At 54.7% G+C, this 17343-nt stretch carries 13 protein-coding genes; 5 read left to right on the top strand and 8 right to left on the bottom strand.

The features are described from left to right. Window positions 1-34: 34 nt before the first annotated feature. The 3 genes from U868_RS0101135 (at window position 35) to U868_RS0101125 (ending at window position 7261) form a co-directional block, all read left to right on the top strand. Entirely contained in the window at window positions 35-4669 is a 4635-nt protein-coding gene (locus U868_RS0101135) for a hemagglutinin repeat-containing protein (RefSeq protein ID WP_025151685.1), read from the top strand. Window positions 4670-4909: 240 nt separating this feature from the next. Beyond that, on the top strand, window positions 4910-5554 hold the full coding sequence (locus tag U868_RS0101130) for a hypothetical protein (protein ID WP_025151684.1): 645 nt from the start codon (window positions 4910-4912) through the stop codon (window positions 5552-5554). A gap of 222 nt (window positions 5555-5776) precedes the next feature. Next, window positions 5777-7261: a C69 family dipeptidase gene (locus tag U868_RS0101125; protein ID WP_025151683.1), complete on the top strand. Its 1485-nt coding sequence runs from the start codon at window positions 5777-5779 to the stop codon at window positions 7259-7261. A 76-nt stretch (window positions 7262-7337) separates the two neighbouring features. On the opposite strand, the gene U868_RS0101120 is transcribed toward U868_RS0101125, so the two are convergent. From U868_RS0101120 to tesA, 5 genes are all read right to left on the bottom strand, one after another. Next, window positions 7338-7790: an NfeD family protein gene (locus U868_RS0101120; protein ID WP_025151682.1), complete on the bottom strand. Its 453-nt coding sequence runs from the start codon at window positions 7788-7790 to the stop codon at window positions 7338-7340. A gap of 5 nt (window positions 7791-7795) precedes the next feature. After that, window positions 7796-8725 carry an SPFH domain-containing protein gene (locus U868_RS0101115; RefSeq protein WP_029990449.1) on the bottom strand — a complete coding sequence of 310 codons (930 nt, stop codon included), beginning with the start codon at window positions 8723-8725 and terminating at the stop codon, window positions 7796-7798. A 55-nt stretch (window positions 8726-8780) separates the two neighbouring features. Continuing rightward, window positions 8781-9638, bottom strand: a complete 858-nt coding sequence (locus U868_RS0101110) for a co-chaperone YbbN (RefSeq protein ID WP_025151681.1) — start codon at window positions 9636-9638, stop codon at window positions 8781-8783. Between the two features lie 59 nt (window positions 9639-9697). After that, window positions 9698-10483 carry an SDR family oxidoreductase gene (locus U868_RS0101105; protein ID WP_025151680.1) on the bottom strand — a complete coding sequence of 262 codons (786 nt, stop codon included), beginning with the start codon at window positions 10481-10483 and terminating at the stop codon, window positions 9698-9700. 62 nt (window positions 10484-10545) lie between these two features. Further along, a complete protein-coding gene (gene tesA / locus U868_RS0101100) occupies window positions 10546-11172 on the bottom strand; it encodes a multifunctional acyl-CoA thioesterase I/protease I/lysophospholipase L1 (RefSeq protein WP_029990448.1) in 627 nt (208 codons plus the stop codon). On the opposite strand from tesA, the gene ybbA reads away from it, so the two are divergent. Both ybbA and ybbP read left to right on the top strand, forming a co-directional pair. Beyond that, window positions 11140-11826 carry a putative ABC transporter ATP-binding protein YbbA gene (gene ybbA, locus U868_RS0101095; RefSeq protein ID WP_025151678.1) on the top strand — a complete coding sequence of 229 codons (687 nt, stop codon included), beginning with the start codon at window positions 11140-11142 and terminating at the stop codon, window positions 11824-11826. The genes tesA and ybbA overlap by 33 nt on opposite strands. Next, the gene (gene ybbP, locus U868_RS0101090; RefSeq protein WP_025151677.1) at window positions 11823-14255 is read left to right on the top strand and encodes a putative ABC transporter permease subunit YbbP; all 2433 of its coding nucleotides are present in this window, start codon (window positions 11823-11825) and stop codon (window positions 14253-14255) included. Before ybbA ends, ybbP begins: the two co-directional genes overlap by 4 nt. On the opposite strand, the gene U868_RS0101085 is transcribed toward ybbP, so the two are convergent. The 3 genes from U868_RS0101085 to purE all read right to left on the bottom strand — a co-directional run bounded on the left by U868_RS0101085 (window position 14252) and on the right by purE (window position 17200). Next, window positions 14252-15517: a CynX/NimT family MFS transporter gene (locus tag U868_RS0101085; protein ID WP_025151676.1), complete on the bottom strand. Its 1266-nt coding sequence runs from the start codon at window positions 15515-15517 to the stop codon at window positions 14252-14254. The two genes, ybbP and U868_RS0101085, sit on opposite strands and share 4 nt — an antisense overlap. 88 nt (window positions 15518-15605) lie before the next feature. Then, window positions 15606-16676 carry a 5-(carboxyamino)imidazole ribonucleotide synthase gene (purK, locus tag U868_RS0101080; protein WP_025151675.1) on the bottom strand — a complete coding sequence of 357 codons (1071 nt, stop codon included), beginning with the start codon at window positions 16674-16676 and terminating at the stop codon, window positions 15606-15608. Next, window positions 16676-17200, bottom strand: a complete 525-nt coding sequence (gene purE / locus U868_RS0101075; RefSeq protein WP_025151674.1) for a 5-(carboxyamino)imidazole ribonucleotide mutase — start codon at window positions 17198-17200, stop codon at window positions 16676-16678. The genes purK and purE overlap by 1 nt, the downstream gene beginning before the upstream one ends. Window positions 17201-17343: the final 143 nt, after the last annotated feature.

Below are 17343 nucleotides of genomic sequence, written 5' to 3'. Positions count from 1 at the left end.
GGCTCCGTCAGTCGTTGGATGGTAAGGAAATACAATGAAAAAAGAACGCTTTAAACTCTCTTCGTCAGGTAAGGTGGCCGCATGGATGGCGCTGGCCTTTGTCACGCTGAACAGCGCAGCCGCAGGGATTGTGGCGGACGGCGGTCCGGACGGCCCCGGTGTTTCACAGATAAACGGAACGGATATTATCAATATTACAGCGCCGGACAGTAACGGGTTGTCTCATAACCAGTATCTTGATTTTAATGTGGATAACCAGGGCGCGGTCTTTAATAACGCCCTGACCGCCGGACAGTCGCAGCTGGCGGGTATGCTGGAAGCCAATAAAAACCTGAACGGACAGGCTGCAGGGGTGATCCTCAATGAAGTGGTCAGCCGTAACCCCTCTCTGCTGCTGGGTCAGCAGGAAGTGTTCGGCATGGCGGCGGATCTGATCCTTGCCAACCCGAACGGGATCAGCTGTCAGGGCTGCGGCTTTATCAATACCAATAATGCCGGGCTGATCGTGGGGAATCCGCTGACTGAGAACGGGATGATCAGTGCGTACAGTACGCTGGACAACACGAACTCACTGACGATCGGACATAACGGGATCACGACCGGTAAGGTGCTGGATCTGGTCGCTCCCGCGATTAATGCCGACGGGGAGATCCGCGCGGCGGCACTGAATGTGATCACCGGGAACAATACGGTTTCCGCTGATATGCAGACCATTTCTGCCGGGGAAAATTCGGTTCCGCTGGACAGCTATTATCTGGGCGGCATGCGTGCCGGTAAAATCCGTCTGGTGAATACCGCGCAGGGCAGCGGCGTGAAACTGGCCGGTGATATTGATGCCATGAATGGTTTCGATGCTCAGTCACAGGGCGCTTTAACACTGACCGGCGCACAGATCACCGGCGGGGATATCCGCCTGAGCGGCGATACGCTGCGCACCGAAGGACAGCTGCGTAACGAACATCACCGGACAGAAGACGAACGCAGCGGGCAGTCCGCCACCGGCGAAACCCGGCAGGGGCGCTACACCCGTACCTCACTGGACGGCAAAAACATCACACTGGTGGTACAGCAGGAAGCCCGGCTGACCGGTACTGATCTGAACGGGATTGAGATCGCCGTTCAGGCAGGCTCCATCACGCTCGGCAGCGACCAGGTTGCGCAGTCAGACACCCGCACCACAAATCAGTGGAAGATGTCGTGGGAAAATAATGAAACCCGCAAAGACGAAAGCATCCGGCAGGAAACCAGCAATCTCCGGGCTGACGGTGATATCCGCCTGACGGCCAAAACCGGTGATATTACCCTGAAAGGAGCAACACTGGCGGCCGGAACGCATCTCAGTGCGGATGCCAAAGGGGATATCCGGCTTGAGAGCGTGACCAACTCCCGTACACAAACGGTGTCCGGCAATAAACGCAATGAGACAGCAAAACTGCTCAGCGGCACACACGGCGATGTCACGTCAAAAGAACAACTGGTGAAAACGGAACTGACCGCAGGCGGCAATCTGGGACTGAATGCCGGTCATGACATCCGGGCGCAGGCGGCACAGATACACGCCGGACAGGATATGATCATCAACACCGGTAATAATCTCACTATCGGCACGCAAACCGCGACACAGCATCAGGGGCATACGGAAAATGTCACCTCGTGGGGGGGGATCGGCGGCGGCTCCCGTGAAAACCGGGCCACCACGGAAGAGACGGCGCACGGCTCTGACGTTACCGCAGGCGGTAAGCTCTGGCTTTCCGGCGGCAACGGCGTGACTGTCACCGGCAGCAAGGTAAAAGGCACACAGGATAGTCTGGTGCAGACCGGGCAGGGCGCGCTGGTGATTGAAAACGGCATCAGCCGGACGGCAAAACACATTGATAACCGTGATGGCGGTGCGTTTAACATCACCCGCAGTACCCTTCGCGAAAACAGTGAAGATACCCGTGTGGAGCGCAGTGAGCTGAAATCAGAGGCTGATCTGCGGCTGGCAGGAAAAAATGATATCACCATCGCCGGAAGCCTGATTGAAAGTGCAGGCACACTGAACATTGATACCCTTGGTGATATCAATGTCCGTGCGGCACAGGCACAAAGACAGTCTGACAAAACAGAAACCACACTGAAAATCAGCGGCTATGCCAAAGAGGATGAGGACAAACAGTACCGCGCCGGTCTGGACATCAATCATACCCGCGACACGCAAAAGCAGGATTCTGTCACGCAGCAGGGCAGTGAACTCAAAGGCGGCAGTGTCTCTGTTACCGCCGGAAACGATCTCACCCTTACCGGCTCTTCACTGACCACCACACAGGGGGATGCGGCGCTTTCTGCTGAAAATATCACCCTGAATGCAGCGGATAACCGTGAGATCCGGACACAGCAGAAAGGAGAATCTCACGGCGGTATTTATCTGACCGGCGGCATGGATAAACTCGGCGGCGGGCTGAGCGGTGGTCATACTGAAACCGGTAAGACACAGGAGCAGCATCAGGCGGTGACCTCCGGCACACAGGTGCAGGGCAATCTCACGCTGACCGCCGGTAAAACCCTCTCCCAGGAGGGCGCGTCACACACGGTGGGCGGCGCTTATACGGAAACCGCGCAAAATTCGGAGCACCGTGCAGCGCACAACCGAGATCGCACCACCGAAACCACCAAAGGCGGCGAAGGCAGCCTCGGTGTTTCGCTGGATTACAGTAAAGTCTCCCGTCCGCTGGCGAAAGCCGGTGAAAATATCGCGGAAGGCAATATTGCCGGGGTGGCTGACAGTGCTGCTGCCACCGGATTGCCGGATATTGGCGTGGATCTGAGCGGCAAAGGGGAAAACCGGCAGACCATCAGCGAAAACACACAGGCGAAAACCACCTCTGTTAATGCAGGATCGGTTGCCGTGAACGCGACGGATCGTGTTCTTGATGAAGGAACACAGTACCGGGCGGATAACGGCGGTATTGCGATCAATACCGGCGATTATCAGTCAGTGGCGGCAGCGGATACACATCATCACGCTGAATCTGTGACAGAGGGTAAAGGAAGTCTGCGTGTGGCGACATCCACCGGACAGGATGTTGCGATCAGCGCGGAAGGCAGCGGCGGTCATCGTCTGGCAACAGAGAGCAGCAGTAACGCGGTAACCGGTTCACTGTCGGCGAAAGGGGGTATCTCTGTGCAGGCGGGGCGTGATGCGGCATTGCAGGGCGATACACTGCGCAGTGAGGAAGGACACATTTCTGTCCGTGCCGGTGACAATCTGACGCTGGATCAGGCGGGTGATACTCACAGCAAAACCGTCAGCGGTTATGATGCCGGGGCGCAGGTAAATGTGGAATCGCTCAACCCGAAAAATGCCGGTGGTGGCCTCAGCGGCGGACGTGAAGTGTATAACGAAAGCGGCACGACGGCGAAAACCGGTGTGATTGAGGGCAAAACCGGTGTGGTATTACAGGCCGGAAACGACCTGATCGCTAACGGTACTGATATCAGTAGTGACGGGGATGTGACGGTGAAAAGCGGGCACAACACGCTGCTTAACAGCGCGGAGAGCACGAATACCCTTTCCGGCCACCAGTGGCACGGTGGTGTGCAGGCTAATGGCGGTAAAACAGAGACCGGCAGCAAACTCGGCGGCGGTGCGGATTTCAGTATCAGCAAACAGTCTGAAAACGTGACTGATCAGCGCGGCGGCAGTCTGCGCAGCGGCGGTACTGTTTCTGTTTCTGCGGACGGCATGCGGGATGATGCACTGCACCTGAAAGGTACGCAGATTGACGCACAAAATACCGCGCTGACCGCCCGTGACGGCGGTATTGTGATTGAATCGGCACAGAAAACCACGGACAAAGCCAACCGGAATGCAGGCGGAAACCTGAATATCGGCACCTCACGCAGCACGGAAAATCCGGAAACCGGTTCGCGGCATAATATCAGTGCCGGTCTGAAGGGCGGGATCGACAATCAGCAGACGGTGACGCAGAAAAACGCCCTTGCTGACAGCGGTAATCTGACACTGAACAGCCGCAATGACACGCAGATCCGGGGCGGGAAACTGACGGCGGATACGGTCAGCGGGCGTGTCGGTGGTGATTTGATCATTGAAAGCCGGACTAACACCGAATCCGTTCTGAAAGTGGATGCGGATCTGTCTGCGGCACATACCAATGATGAGGGCAGCAGTACCACCTCAAAACTGGCCAATGCCGGTACCCCGAAGTTTGCGGATGACATCAAAGCGGGTCTGGAAAACGGGCTGGACAAAGCGGCGGATTCTGTGCGGGAAAATGCCGGAACCGGTGCCGGTACCGTAGCTGACAAGGTGAAATCCGGCCTGACATCCCCGTCCGGGATGAACGGCAATGTTAAAGCGTCCTTTGAGACCCGGTCAGCAGAACAGGTGGGACAGCAATCCGGTCTGACCGCCCGTGAACAGGGCAAACTGCGTACCGGCGGCAGCACTATCCTGACCGGCGCGGTACTGGACGGACTGCCGGATGGCGGGAACACCGAAATGCGTTCTGTGGCGGTCAAAGAAACCGGAACCCGCATTCACGGCGAACTCCCGCTCAATGCCGGGCAGGCTGTCAGTGCGGTTAAGGATGGGATCGTTAACGGAAAATCCCCGGTGGGAATTTCTGTCACTAATGATCACAGCAGTGTGAACAGTAAAGTGAAGTAATTATTATGGACGATAACGTATAACGTAGCGTAAACGGCTCTGAATAAGGGCCGTTTTTATGCCGGCTCTATTTTTTGGATTAATTGCTTATTTAACTAATTGATTTCAATATTTTAATCATTGTTAAAAAGGGAATGGGAAAGTGCATTATTTGATGTAAAGTTAAATTACTGCAATAAGAAATAACGTGTGATATCTGTGTACACTGTGTTTATAAATCACCGGCAATGGGGCGCTAATATGAACGATAAAAAGTTACAACGACGACAGGTTCACGCCGACATGCCGAAATTGATCCCCGCAGCGGGTTTTAACCGGAAATTAAATCTGCCCTCAGAAAACAGTGAGCTGACAACGCTGTTTCTGGCCGCCGGTACGCATCCGTTTTTATTGCCGGGCTATGAGGTAAAAGAGGGCTATCAATTTATTAGATCAGGTAAAAAGCAGCAGTACAGGCTGGTGACTACCGGGGATTTACCCGAAACCGTTTATCTGGTTGAGCTTTGCTTCCGCAATGACATCGTTGCCGGTCAGACAAGTTGCACACAAATTAGGGTATGGCGGACAACCAATAACAAACATCAGTCTGCTGTAGCCGACCTGCCGCGGCACTTTTTCCGCTGGTTGTTGGATACCTGTCATATTGTGGTTACCGATGAAGAACAAACCGGTGACGGACGGCGTTTTTGGGAAGTGATGATTTCATGGGCATTGGCTGCCGGTTTTTATGTTTATGCTTCAGATGGCGGAGAGCCGGAAAGGCCACTGTTTGTTATTCAGGATATGGAATCCTTTTTTGAATATTGGAGTGATTTTTGTTGGGGGAATGATCCCGATATCCATACACACCGCTTAATTGTCATCAGTAAAAAAGAAATAAAATAACGATCCCCCGTATTTCCTGTCCCGATCAATTCCCTGCTGAAAAAATAATCCGTAATTTTAACCAAAACACTTATCCGTGATTAGATCGCAAATTAGTGAAATACACCATATTTTGCGAATAATTCAGTGATTGACTTTGCATTATGCGATCTGCGTAAAAGAAAATTCAGTGGGTAATGGATAGCGTAAGCGCAATTTATAACTCAATGGAAGGTGTTCTCTATGAAACGTAGTGTTTTATCTCTTGCTGTGGGGGCTGCACTGGTGATTTCTGATGCAACGGCGTGTACCTCTATTTTTGTCGGTGAAAATGCGTCTTCAGATGGTGCGCAATATATTGCCCGCAATGAAGATATGAATCCGGCAAACCCGAAAGTCTTGCAGGTGAATCAGGAAAAAGTAAATAAAGACACTGAGTTTAAAACCAACTTAAATAAATTCACCTATACCCTGCCGGAAAAGGCAATGCGCTATACCACTATCCCGGAATGGAATGATAAAGGTCAGTTCCGTTTCAGTTCCAACGGTTTTAATGACGCCGGTGTCGGGATCAGTGCCACAGAAACGATTTTCGCCAATGATGCCTCATTAAAAATTGACCCGTATGTCGAAGATACCGGGATTATTGAAGATGCGATTCCGGATGTGGTATTACCGTATGTCTCTTCCGCAAAAGAAGGGGTGATGCGGTTAGGGAAAATTATCGAAGAAAAAGGGGCCGGTGAAGGTTTCGGTGTGGCCTTTATTGATAAAGACGGGATCTGGTATCTGGAAACCGGCAGCGGTCACCAATGGATGGCGGCGAAAATCCCGGCCAATACCTATTACGTCACCGCAAACCAGGGCCGCCTGGAAAAATTTGATATGAATGACAAAGACAATTACCTGTCATCCCCGACACTGATTTCCTTTGCCGAGAAAAACGGCTTATATGATCCGAAAAAAGATGGTAAGTTTAATTTCAAAAAAGCCTATATCAAAGATGACGCGAAAAGTGACGGTTATTACAACTACCCGCGTGTGTTAGTGCTGCAGAAAATGTATAACCCGGAAATTAAGACAGATTTTAAAGATGTGAAATCCAATGATTTCCCTGTCTTCTTAAAACCGGCGAAAAAACTGGGGCTGGAAGATATTAAAGCCGGGCTGCGCAACCATTATGAGAATGTCGGCACATCCCCGTATGCCACCACCTATCCGGATACTACCAAACGACCAATTTCGGTATTCAGAACCCAGCACTCCCATATTTTACAGGTGCGCAAAGATTTACCGAAAGAAATCGGTAATGTCCGTTATATTGCTTTCGGTATGCCGACGTTATCCGTCTATGTTCCGGTTTATTACGGTCCGGACAGCTATGCAGAAGCGTATACCATCGGTTCACCACAGGCGGATAATGCTTCCGCGCACTGGAAATTCCGTAAATTACAGACACTGGCGATGATCGACTTTAATAAATATTCGAAAATTGTGCAGGCGGAATACAGCAAACAGGAAGCTCAGTTTGCCAAAGAACAACAGGCAATGGAAAAAGAGTACCTGAGTATCTATAAAACAGATCCGGCAAAAGCCAAACAGTTATTACAGGACTTCCAGAATAAAGTGATGCAGGATGCATTAAATACCACTGATAAACTGACCAATATTATTATGCAGGATCTGACCAATTCCGTGAATGAACGCTACCGTTTTAAAGGTGCGTGATGCGGTAAGGTTATTGAGATAAATAAAAAACGGCCTCTGTTTCCGGAGGCCGTTTTATGATGATCTTTCCGGTCAGTTACCGGCTGACGGCCCGGACGGTCAGTGTAATACCGTCAACGGCAATCACTTCCACTTCCGTACCGGCTGGCAGCGGTGACCGGCTGTAAACCCGCCAGCTGCCGTCGGCGAGGCGGATACGGCTGTAACCTTCTTCCGTCTCTGTCAGCAGCGCAGCACGCAGGCCAATCAGCTTGTGATTGACCTGGTTCGGTGAACTGCTGTCATTACGCTGGCGGCGGCGCTGAAAATTACGCCACAACACCGCACAAATCACCGTCATCACCGCGAAAATAATGCCCTGCCACTCGGGTGTCAGTCCCGGCACAATCCACGCCAGCAGTGCGACGACCAGTGCCGCCACACCGCTCCAGAGCAGATAACCTCCGGTACCGAGCATCTCCAGAATCAGCAGGATGCCGCCGAAACAGAGCCAGAACCAGACCGCCTGTGATGCGAGCATCTCAATCATGCGGATTAACCCTGACCTTTAGTGTCTTTTGACACATTGAACATTTCTGCCACACCGCCGATAGCCCCCATCAGGTTGCTGGCTTCCAGCGGCATCATAATGACTTTGCTGTTTTCCGCTGCACCGATTTTGGTCAGTGCATCAGTATATTTCTGTGCCACAAAGTAGTTAATCGCCTGCATATTACCGTCAGCGATAGCATCCGATACCATTTGGGTGGCGCGGGCTTCCGCCTCTGCCGCACGTTCACGGGCTTCCGCTTCCAGGAAGGCAGACTGACGCAGACCTTCTGCTTTCAGGATCTGAGACTGTTTTTCACCTTCTGCTTTCAGGATTGCAGCCTGGCGTATACCTTCCGCCTCGAGGATATCGGCACGTTTGGTACGTTCTGCTTTCATCTGGGCGTTCATCGCAGACACCAGTTCCTTCGGCGGACGCACGTCACGGATTTCAACACGGGTGATCTTAATCCCCCACGGGTTGGTGGCTTCATCCACGATATGCAGCAGACGGGAGTTGATAGAATCACGCTGAGACAACATTTCATCCAGCTCCATCGAACCGAGAACGGTACGGAAGTTGGTCATGGTCAGGTTGATAATCGCTAAATTCAGGTTGCTGACTTCATACGCGGCGCGCACCGGGTCAATGACCTGAATAAAGCAGACGGCGTCGATGGTGACGTTGGCGTTATCGCGGGAGATAACTTCCTGTGACGGAATATCAAGAACCTGTTCCATCATATTAATTTTACGGCCGATACGATCCATAAACGGCACGATGATATGCAGGCCCGGCTGCAGTGTACGGGTATAACGGCCAAAACGCTCAACAGTCCACTGAAAGCCCTGCGGTACAGTTTTGACGCCGGTCGCCACAATAATGATGGCGATAAGAATAATAATCGGGACAAAACCCAGTGAGAACAAATCCATGAGCCAAAATCCTTATAAGTAATGAATAGATTGAATAATTCAGTAATGTGATTAATTAGTACAGTAACGAGTATAACTTACGGCGGTAAGATGCGGCAGTACTATCTGCAGTCCCCATTGCCGCCATAATATCCATCATGGTTTTACGCACCTGACCTTCCGCAGCTGCCAGGTCTTTCTTCAGGAAGCTGAATAACAGCGCCAGGGCTTCATCATTGCGGTGTACTTCATGCAGTTTCAGCGCCAGCTGTACCGCGAGCTCCGCATTCTCCGGCTCTGCCGCAAAGGTATTTTGCAGTTCCTGGATTTCCGGGGTGTCTGCGGCCTGCTTTTGTAACTCAATTTGAGATAAGATACCATGATAGCGCGTATCCTGATCCTGTATCGGGACGGACTTCAATACTTTTTCAGCTTCTTCTGACAGCTTCACTTCCATCAGTGTCTGTGCCAGCAGCAGGGTGATTTCGCTGTTGTTACTTTCAGCCTGGTGCGCTTCACGCAGCAGCGGCAGGGCAGCCTGAAAATCACCGGCTTCAATCAGTTCAATAGCCTGACCGGTTTTGATTTCAGATTCAGACGGCAGGAATTTGGCCAGGAAGTGACGGACGGTCTCTTCATTCTGCGGCCCCTCGAAACCGTCGACCGGCTGTCCCTGATGGAACAGATAGGTGGTCGGCACGGCGCGCAGGCCGAATTGTGAGGCGATCATCTGCTCGGTATCGCAGTTCACTCTGGCGAGGATCATCATCCCGGCATAGTCAGCAGCCACTTTTTCCAGAATGGTGCCCAGTTCCTGACACTGCGGGGACTGTGCGGAATGGAAGAAAAAGACCACCGGCACCTGCATTGAAGATTCAATAACCTGGCGTAAGTTGGTTTCGTTGACGTCTGTGATATGTGCGTTTGATAACATATTCATTCTCTTAATAAAGTAGCGGACTTTTTATTAACATCTGGGCGCAGCGCGGTATTTCAAGCGGCAGAGGATCTTTTGTTGAGTATTTTATCCATCAGCCACAACGGCAGCAGGCGTCTGAGCCACATCACGATCACGGTAAGACCCGTAACAGGATAGCGTATTTTCGGGTGCGGATGCTCCAGGGCGCAGATGACTTTTTTCACCACATCCTCCGGTTTACCGGTGAACAGACGGGCAATACCCGGATTTTTTACCGGTTTATCCTGCATCGTTTGTGTGACATTTTCCGTAAAACGGGTGGTGATTGGTCCCGGTTCGATCAGGCTGACGCGGATCCCGCTGCCGGACAGCTCCATCCGCAGGGCATCAGACCAGGCTTCCAGCGCATATTTGCTGGCGGCATAGGCTCCGCGTCCCGGGGTGGATATCAGCCCCATTACTGAGCTGGTCTGGATGATCCGGCCTTCACCGGCCTGTTTCATGGCGGGCAGCAGCAGGGTGGTCAGCTGATGTGTGCCGAACAGATTGGCGGAAAACTGTTTTTCCAGATCTTCGCGGCTGACGGTGTCCAGCGGGCCGTACAGGCCAAAACCGGCATTATTGAACAGGCCGTACAGGCGGTTATCCGTGAGCGCCAGTACCTGCTCTGCGGCACGGGCAACACTTTGCGGGCAGTCCAGATCCAGTTCCACCGGCTCAAATCCGAGGCGTGCCATTTCTGCCAGATCTGCCGGTTTGCGGCAGGCGGCCAGCACACGGTAGCCCCGTTGTTTCAGTGTGTTAGCCGCGCATAGCCCGATACCACTGGAGCTGCCGGTGATCAAAACGGCTTTTTGCATTTCTTTACCTGCTTAACTGCTTATAAATTATGAATAAATCATTTAGGATAGTCTGACACCCGTTATTGTAAGTAAGGCAGCAGTGTTTTATCCATCCAGTCAGTCACATAAGGCTGTGCTGCCGCATTCGGGTGAATACCGTCATCCTGAATCCACTGCGGATTGGTGACGACCGCTTCCATATAAAACGGGATCAGCGGAACGGCATTTTCCTGTGCCAGCGCCGGATAGAGCGCGGAGAACCGTTCGGTGTAGCGCTTGCCGTAATTGGGCGGAATGCGGATCTGCATCAGCAGCGGCTTCGCCCCGGCGGCCTTCACCGCATCGATCACAGCCTGAAGATCGGTGCGGGTTTGTGTCAGCGGCAGGCCGCGCAGGCCGTCGTTGGCACCCAGTTCAATCAGTACCCATTGCGGCCGGTGCTGCTCCAGCAGCGCGGGCAGACGGGCAAGCCCCTGAGCCGCCGTATTCCCGCTGATACTGCCGTTTATCAGTGTGATACCGTTACCGGCCTGTTGCCAGCGTTGTCCCAGCTGTGCTGCCCACGCCTCACCGGCCGGCAGGCGGTAACCGGCACTCAGGCTGTCCCCCAGTATCAGTAATGTTCCGGCGGCATACAAATTCCCGCTGAACAGCAGCAGAAAAAGGAAACAGAGATGGCATCGGAGCCTATTCTTGAAATTGATCATCTTATTAAGCGCGTTGGTCAGGGTGAAAATGAGATTACTATATTGCAGGGTGCCGGGTTAGTTGTCGAGCCTGAAGAGACAATCGCGCTGGTGGGGGAATCCGGATCCGGAAAATCAACCCTGCTCGGCATTATCGCCGGTCTGGATGACGCGACCTCCGGTGAGGTAAAACTGCTCGGTCAGTCACTGCCGCAGCTGGATGAGGAAGCGCGGGCAAAACTGCGGGCGCGGGATGTCGGCTTTGTGTTTCAGTCCTTTATGCTGATCCCGACCCTTAATGCGCTGGAGAATGTCCAGCTGCCCGCGCTGCTGCGCGGTGAATCCGAATCCGCCAGCCGGGAGAATGCAGAGCAGCTGCTGATTCAGCTCGGGCTGGAGAAACGCCTGAAGCATATGCCTGCTCAGCTTTCCGGCGGAGAGCAGCAGCGCGTGGCTATCGCCCGAGCATTCTCGACGCGGCCGAAAATTCTGTTTGCCGATGAGCCGACCGGCAACCTCGACCGTCATACCGGTGACAAAATTGCCGATCTGCTGTTTTCACTCAACCGTGACTACGGCACCACCCTGATTCTGGTCACGCATGATCTGACCCTGGCGGCCCGTTGTCAGCGGCGGCTGAAGCTGTCGGACGGTAAGCTGGAGGAACTGGCATGATCTGGCGCTGGTTCTGGCGGGAGTGGCGCACGCCGTCACTGCTGGTGGTCTGGCTGTCACTGACCCTGGCGGTGGCCTGTGTGCTGGCACTGGGACGTGCCGGTGATCGTATTAATCAAAGTGTGAATTATCAGAGCCGTGACTATCTGGCCGGTGATCTGGTACTGCGCGGCTCGCATCCGGCGGATGAAACCTGGCTGAAAAAGGCACAGGAAAGCGGCCTGGTGCTGAGTCAGCAGATGAGTTTCAACACCATGGTGTTTGCCAATGATGTGCCGCAGCTGGTGTATGTCAAAGCGGCGGATGACGCTTATCCGCTGTACGGCGAGCTGGAAACTGACCCGCCCGGCCTGAAACCGGCGCCGGGGGAGATTCTGATCGCACCGCGTCTGGCGGAGCTGCTTTCGGTAAAACCGGGGCAGATGCTGGAAGTGGGGGATACCGACCTGAAAATCGCCGGTTTCCTTATTCAGGAGCCGGACAGCGGCTTTAACCCGTTTCAGATGGCACCCCGTGTGCTGATCAATTTACAGGATGCGGAAGCCACCGGTGCCGTACAGCCGGGCAGCCGCCTCACTTACCGCGATATGTTTGCCGGTGCACCTGATGCGGTGGCGGTGTTTAAACAGCAGTATGAAGATGCGCTGCGGATTGATCAGCGCTGGGTGACGTTGCAGCAGGAGGGCGGGGCGCTGGCGAAGTCTATCGATCGCGCACAGCAGTTCCTGGTGCTCTCTGCGCTGCTGACATTATTACTGGCAATCGCCGCAGTGGCGGTTGCCATGTCGCATTACTGCCGCAGCCGTCACACCCTGATTGCAGTATTAAAAACACTCGGTGCGGGGCGGCGGGAGCTGCGTTACTGGGTGGTCGGGCAATGGGCGGTACTGATGGCGGCGGCGATGGTTGCCGGATCCCTGCTGGGGCTGATTTTTGATGCGGTTCTGATGAGCCTGCTGGCACCGCTGCTGCCGAAGGCACTGCCGGATCCGGGATTATGGCCGTGGGCGTGGGCACTGCTGACACTGCTTGCCATCACTCTGCTGGTGGGCGCACGGCCTTACCGCCAGCTGATGCTGACACAGCCGACCCGCGTACTGCGTGATGATGTGGTGGCGCCGGTCTGGCCGCTGCGCTGGTATCTGCCGCTGGCGGTACTGATTGTGGCAGGCGGGTTGGCGGTGCTGACCAATGCCTCGTTTTTGCTCTGGGCGGTGCTGGCCGGGGTGGTGCTGATAGCCGCGCTGCTGGCGGTGGCCGGTTACGGCGGATTGTGGCTGCTGGCGAAAATTCCGTTCCGTGCCCTGAGTCTGCGGCTGGCTGTCCGCCGTCTGCTGCGTCAGCCCGGTCAGACCCTGGTGCAGACCGGGGCGTTTGCCCTCTCCTTTATGCTGCTGGGGTTGCTGGTGATGGTTCGCGGTGATCTGATCGGGCGCTGGCAGCAACAACTGCCGCCGGACACGCCGAACTATTTCCTCGTGAATATGACGGAAGAACAGATAACGCCGGTCAATCAGTTGCTGGCGTCACACAACGTGACACCGTCAGAATATTACCCGGTGGTGCTGGCGCGGCTGTCCGGTATTAACGGCGAAACCGCACTGACGTGGGCGGATGCGCGTGATCCGGGCAACAATACCGTCCGCCGTGAACTGAGCCTTACCTGGCAGGAATCACTGCCGCCGCTTAATGAACTGGTGGACGGCACCTGGCCGCCGAAACCCGGGGAAGTCTCCATTGAGATGGAAGTGGTCAAACAACTCGGGCTGAAAGTCGGGGATACCCTGACCTTTACCGGTGATACCCGGCCGTTTACCGTGACTGTCAGCAGTGTGCGGCAGGTGGACTGGGAGAGTATGCGGCCTAATTTCTTTTTCATCTTTAATCACGCCTCGCTGGAAAACCAGAGCGCCATGTGGCTGACCAGCTTTCACTATGACGGTAATGACGGATTAATCACCCAGATGAATCGTAAGTATCCGTCCATCAGTATTTTTGATACCGGATCGATGCTGAAACAGATCCAGACTATTCTCGCGCAGGTCAGCCGTGCGCTGGAAGCGATGGTGGTACTGGTGCTGATTTGCGGTGTGCTGTTACTGCTGGCACAGATTCAGGTGGGGATGAACCAGCGCAGGACTGAGCTGGTGGTATACCGTACGCTCGGGGCCGGTAAACGCCTGCTGCGGCGCACGCTGTGGAGTGAGTTTGCCTTGCTGGGTGCGATGGCCGGTGTGGTCGCGGCGCTCGGGGCGGAAACTGCCCTGTGGCTGCTGCAGACCCGCGTGTTTGATTTTCCGTGGCAGCCGCAGTGGCCGCTGTGGATCGGGCTGCCGCTGGCCGGTGGTTTTCTGCTGTCACTCTGCGGCAGTGTGCTGGGGATCCGCCTGCTCGGGGATCCTCAGCAGTACCGCCGCTTACAGAGTTAGTCCGGCGGGGATGTGTATGCTCTGACCGGTTTGTGTTGTGGCGGCCGCATAAAGAATGTGGCCGCCAGAATCACAATCACCGGCAGGGCGATCAGCAGAAAGGCCGGGGTAAAGCTGCCGCTGTAATCCTTGACGGCACCGGCAAAGAACGGTGCCAGACAGGCAAAGGTGGAAATCAGATTCACCACAGAGAACAGCTCCAGATACGGACCACGGCCGAAATAGTTTGCCAGCAGCACACTGGAGGCCAGGAATGTCATACCGTAACCAATCCCCACCAGCACGGTAAACAGGATCAGCAGCGGCCAGCTGGTCGCGATACTCAGTGTCAGCACACCGAATGTAATCGCGGCAAGGCTGATAATCAGCAGTTTTTTCGGCTCCAGCCACTCCCCGATAGCGCCCCCTGCCAGCCGGGAAAAAGCATTAATAAAAGCCATGGTACTGAGCAGCGTGGCGGCAACGGTTTCACTGAAACCCTTGTCCATAATATGCGGTACGGCAAAGCTGTTCACGGTAAATCCGCACCATAAAAACGCGGTATAAGAGGCGGCGATGACATAAAACTGCCAGGTTCTCAGCGCCTGACGGGCACTCCAGTGCGCCTGACTGCGGTAAATGCGGGAACGCTGTTTTTTCTGCTGCCACATGACGGCTCGGGCGTGAGTGATCTCACGGCGGCCTTCCCGCATCACCAGCAGGGTGATCAGTGTGACAACGGCCAGCGTCAGGGCGGCGATAAGCCAGTGGATCCGCCAGGAGCCGAACACATGCGCGGCGAGAAAATAGATCCACGGCCCGACCACACCGCCCAGCCCGCCGAGGGTAAAGTAAAAACCAAACGCCAGCGACTGACGGCTGAACAGCCGCGAAATCACATAAGTACCGGGAACGGTGGCCATAAAGGTAAAACCAATCCCGAGAAAGGCGGTGCCGATAAAATAGCGCTGAATTGATTGTGTGGTGTACAGACTGTAAAACCCGGCCAGAAACAGCAGCAGCCCGGTCAGCAGCGTCAGGCGGACATTGGTTTTACGGATAAGAAGACCAGGCAGAAAGCTCGATAACCCGCAGGTCAGCCCGAGCAGCGTGAATCCGAAACCGGCGTCTGTCCAGCTCCAGTTCAGCTCTTTGAGCATACCGGGCAAGACCACGCCTAATGAGGTGAAGGTAGTCGCGGTGGTGAGGAAATAAACCAGCCCCAGCAGGGTGAGTATAGTCCATTGATAAACAGGACCTAAGCGGCGATCTGACGAAAACATCCCGGCTCCGGAAACGGCGTAAAAAGCAATATGCCCGGTTGCACACCGGGCATCAGAATGGGACTATTGTCGCCGGAAACTGTGCCGACTACCAGCTTAATATTGCTTTTGCCCGGTCCGCAGAGGACTGATATTCCGCCGGTAAATTCTGTGCCAGCCCGCTGAGTGCGGCGATAAGCTGTGCCGGATCGGGATGCGTCAGGTTAATGTGACCAACCTTACGCGCCGGGCGCACTTCTTTGTCATACCAGTGCAGATGCGCCAGCGGCTGTGCCAGCCACTGTGTATTCAGTTCCGTCCCGATAATATTCACCATTACCGCCGGGGCCGTCACAACCGGCTGCGGCAGCGGCAGATCCAGAATCGCCCGCAGATGCAGCTCAAACTGGCTGACAGACGCACCGTTTTGTGTCCAGTGACCGCTGTTATGCACACGCGGTGCCAGTTCGTTAATCAGCAGGCCGCCTTCTGTGACAAAACACTCCATTGCCATCACACCGGTATAATCCAGCTCAGTGAGGATCGCCCCCAGCATCAGCTCAGCCTGTGCCTGAAGCGGGTTTTGTGCCGGCGGGAAGGCCACGCTCATGCGCAGAATACCTTCTTCGTGATGGTTATGGGTCAGCGGATAAAACACACATTCCCCGGCGCGGTTACGGGCGCCGACCAGCGACACTTCGCCGGAAAACAGAATACCTTTCTCGGCAATACATTCGCCGTAAATTTCCGGCGGCAGGGCCGATTCATCACCGGGACGCACCCGCCACTGACCGCGTCCGTCATAACCGCCGGTGCGGCGCTTGACGATGACAAAGTCCCCGAGGCGGGCAAAAATGTCCGGCCATTCATCAGGAGACGACAGCGGCTGCCACGGTGAGGTGGCGAGATGCAGGTCATCCATCAGCTGTTTCTGCGGCAGGCGGTCGGCCAGACGCGGAAAAATATCGCGGTTTATAAAGGCGGGGTGCTGCTCCAGCACCCGGGTCAGCGCGGTCTGCGGCCACTGCTCGATTTCTGCGGTGATCACACTGTGCTGATAAGGGACGGCTTCCGGTTCGGCATCTAACCCGACCGGATAAACTGAAATACCCAGCGGTTCACCGGCCTGGCGCAGCATCCGGCCCAGCTGACCGTTTCCCAGAACACACACCGGTTTCATCAGCTGGCCTCCCGCGGATCCGGGTGGCTGAGCACTTCATCGGTCTGTGCATTACGCCATGCTGTCAGGCGGATAAGCAGCGCCTCATCATGCAGGGCGAGGATCTGTGCGGCGAGCAGGGCGGCATTGGCGGCACCGGCTTTGCCGATAGCCAGCGTGCCGACCGGAATACCTTTCGGCATCTGCACAATGGAATAGAGACTGTCGACACCGCTGAGCGCGGCACTCTGCACCGGCACACCCAGTACCGGTACGAGGGTTTTCGCCGCCAGCATCCCCGGCAGATGTGCTGCACCACCGGCACCGGCAATGATCACATCAAACCCGTTCTCTTTTGCGGTTTCAGCAAAGGAAAACAGTTTGTCCGGTGTACGGTGCGCGGAAACCACTTCTGTGTGATAAGGCACCTGAATCATATCGAGGATCGCAGCGGCGTGTTCCATGGTGCTCCAGTCACTTTTGGATCCCATGACAATAGCCACTTTGGCTGCCGGTGAGTGTTGTTGTGAAGAGGCGGCGTTCATGTTTTCGGTGCTCCTGTACATCCCGCGTCACGAAAATTGACAGACGTCCGGCAGTGAGCCGGTTAAGAAGACGGGCATAATATCACGGTAAATCACGAAGGAAAACGTTTGCGTCACGGATTTTTCACAAATACGGGGAGATG

It is taken from the genome of Morganella morganii H1r, assembly GCF_000633515.1.
GTDB lineage: Bacteria > Pseudomonadota > Gammaproteobacteria > Enterobacterales > Enterobacteriaceae > Morganella > Morganella morganii_B.
The sequence above is the reverse complement of the archived record's forward strand: the minus strand, read 5'-3'. Positions and strand labels throughout refer to the sequence as shown.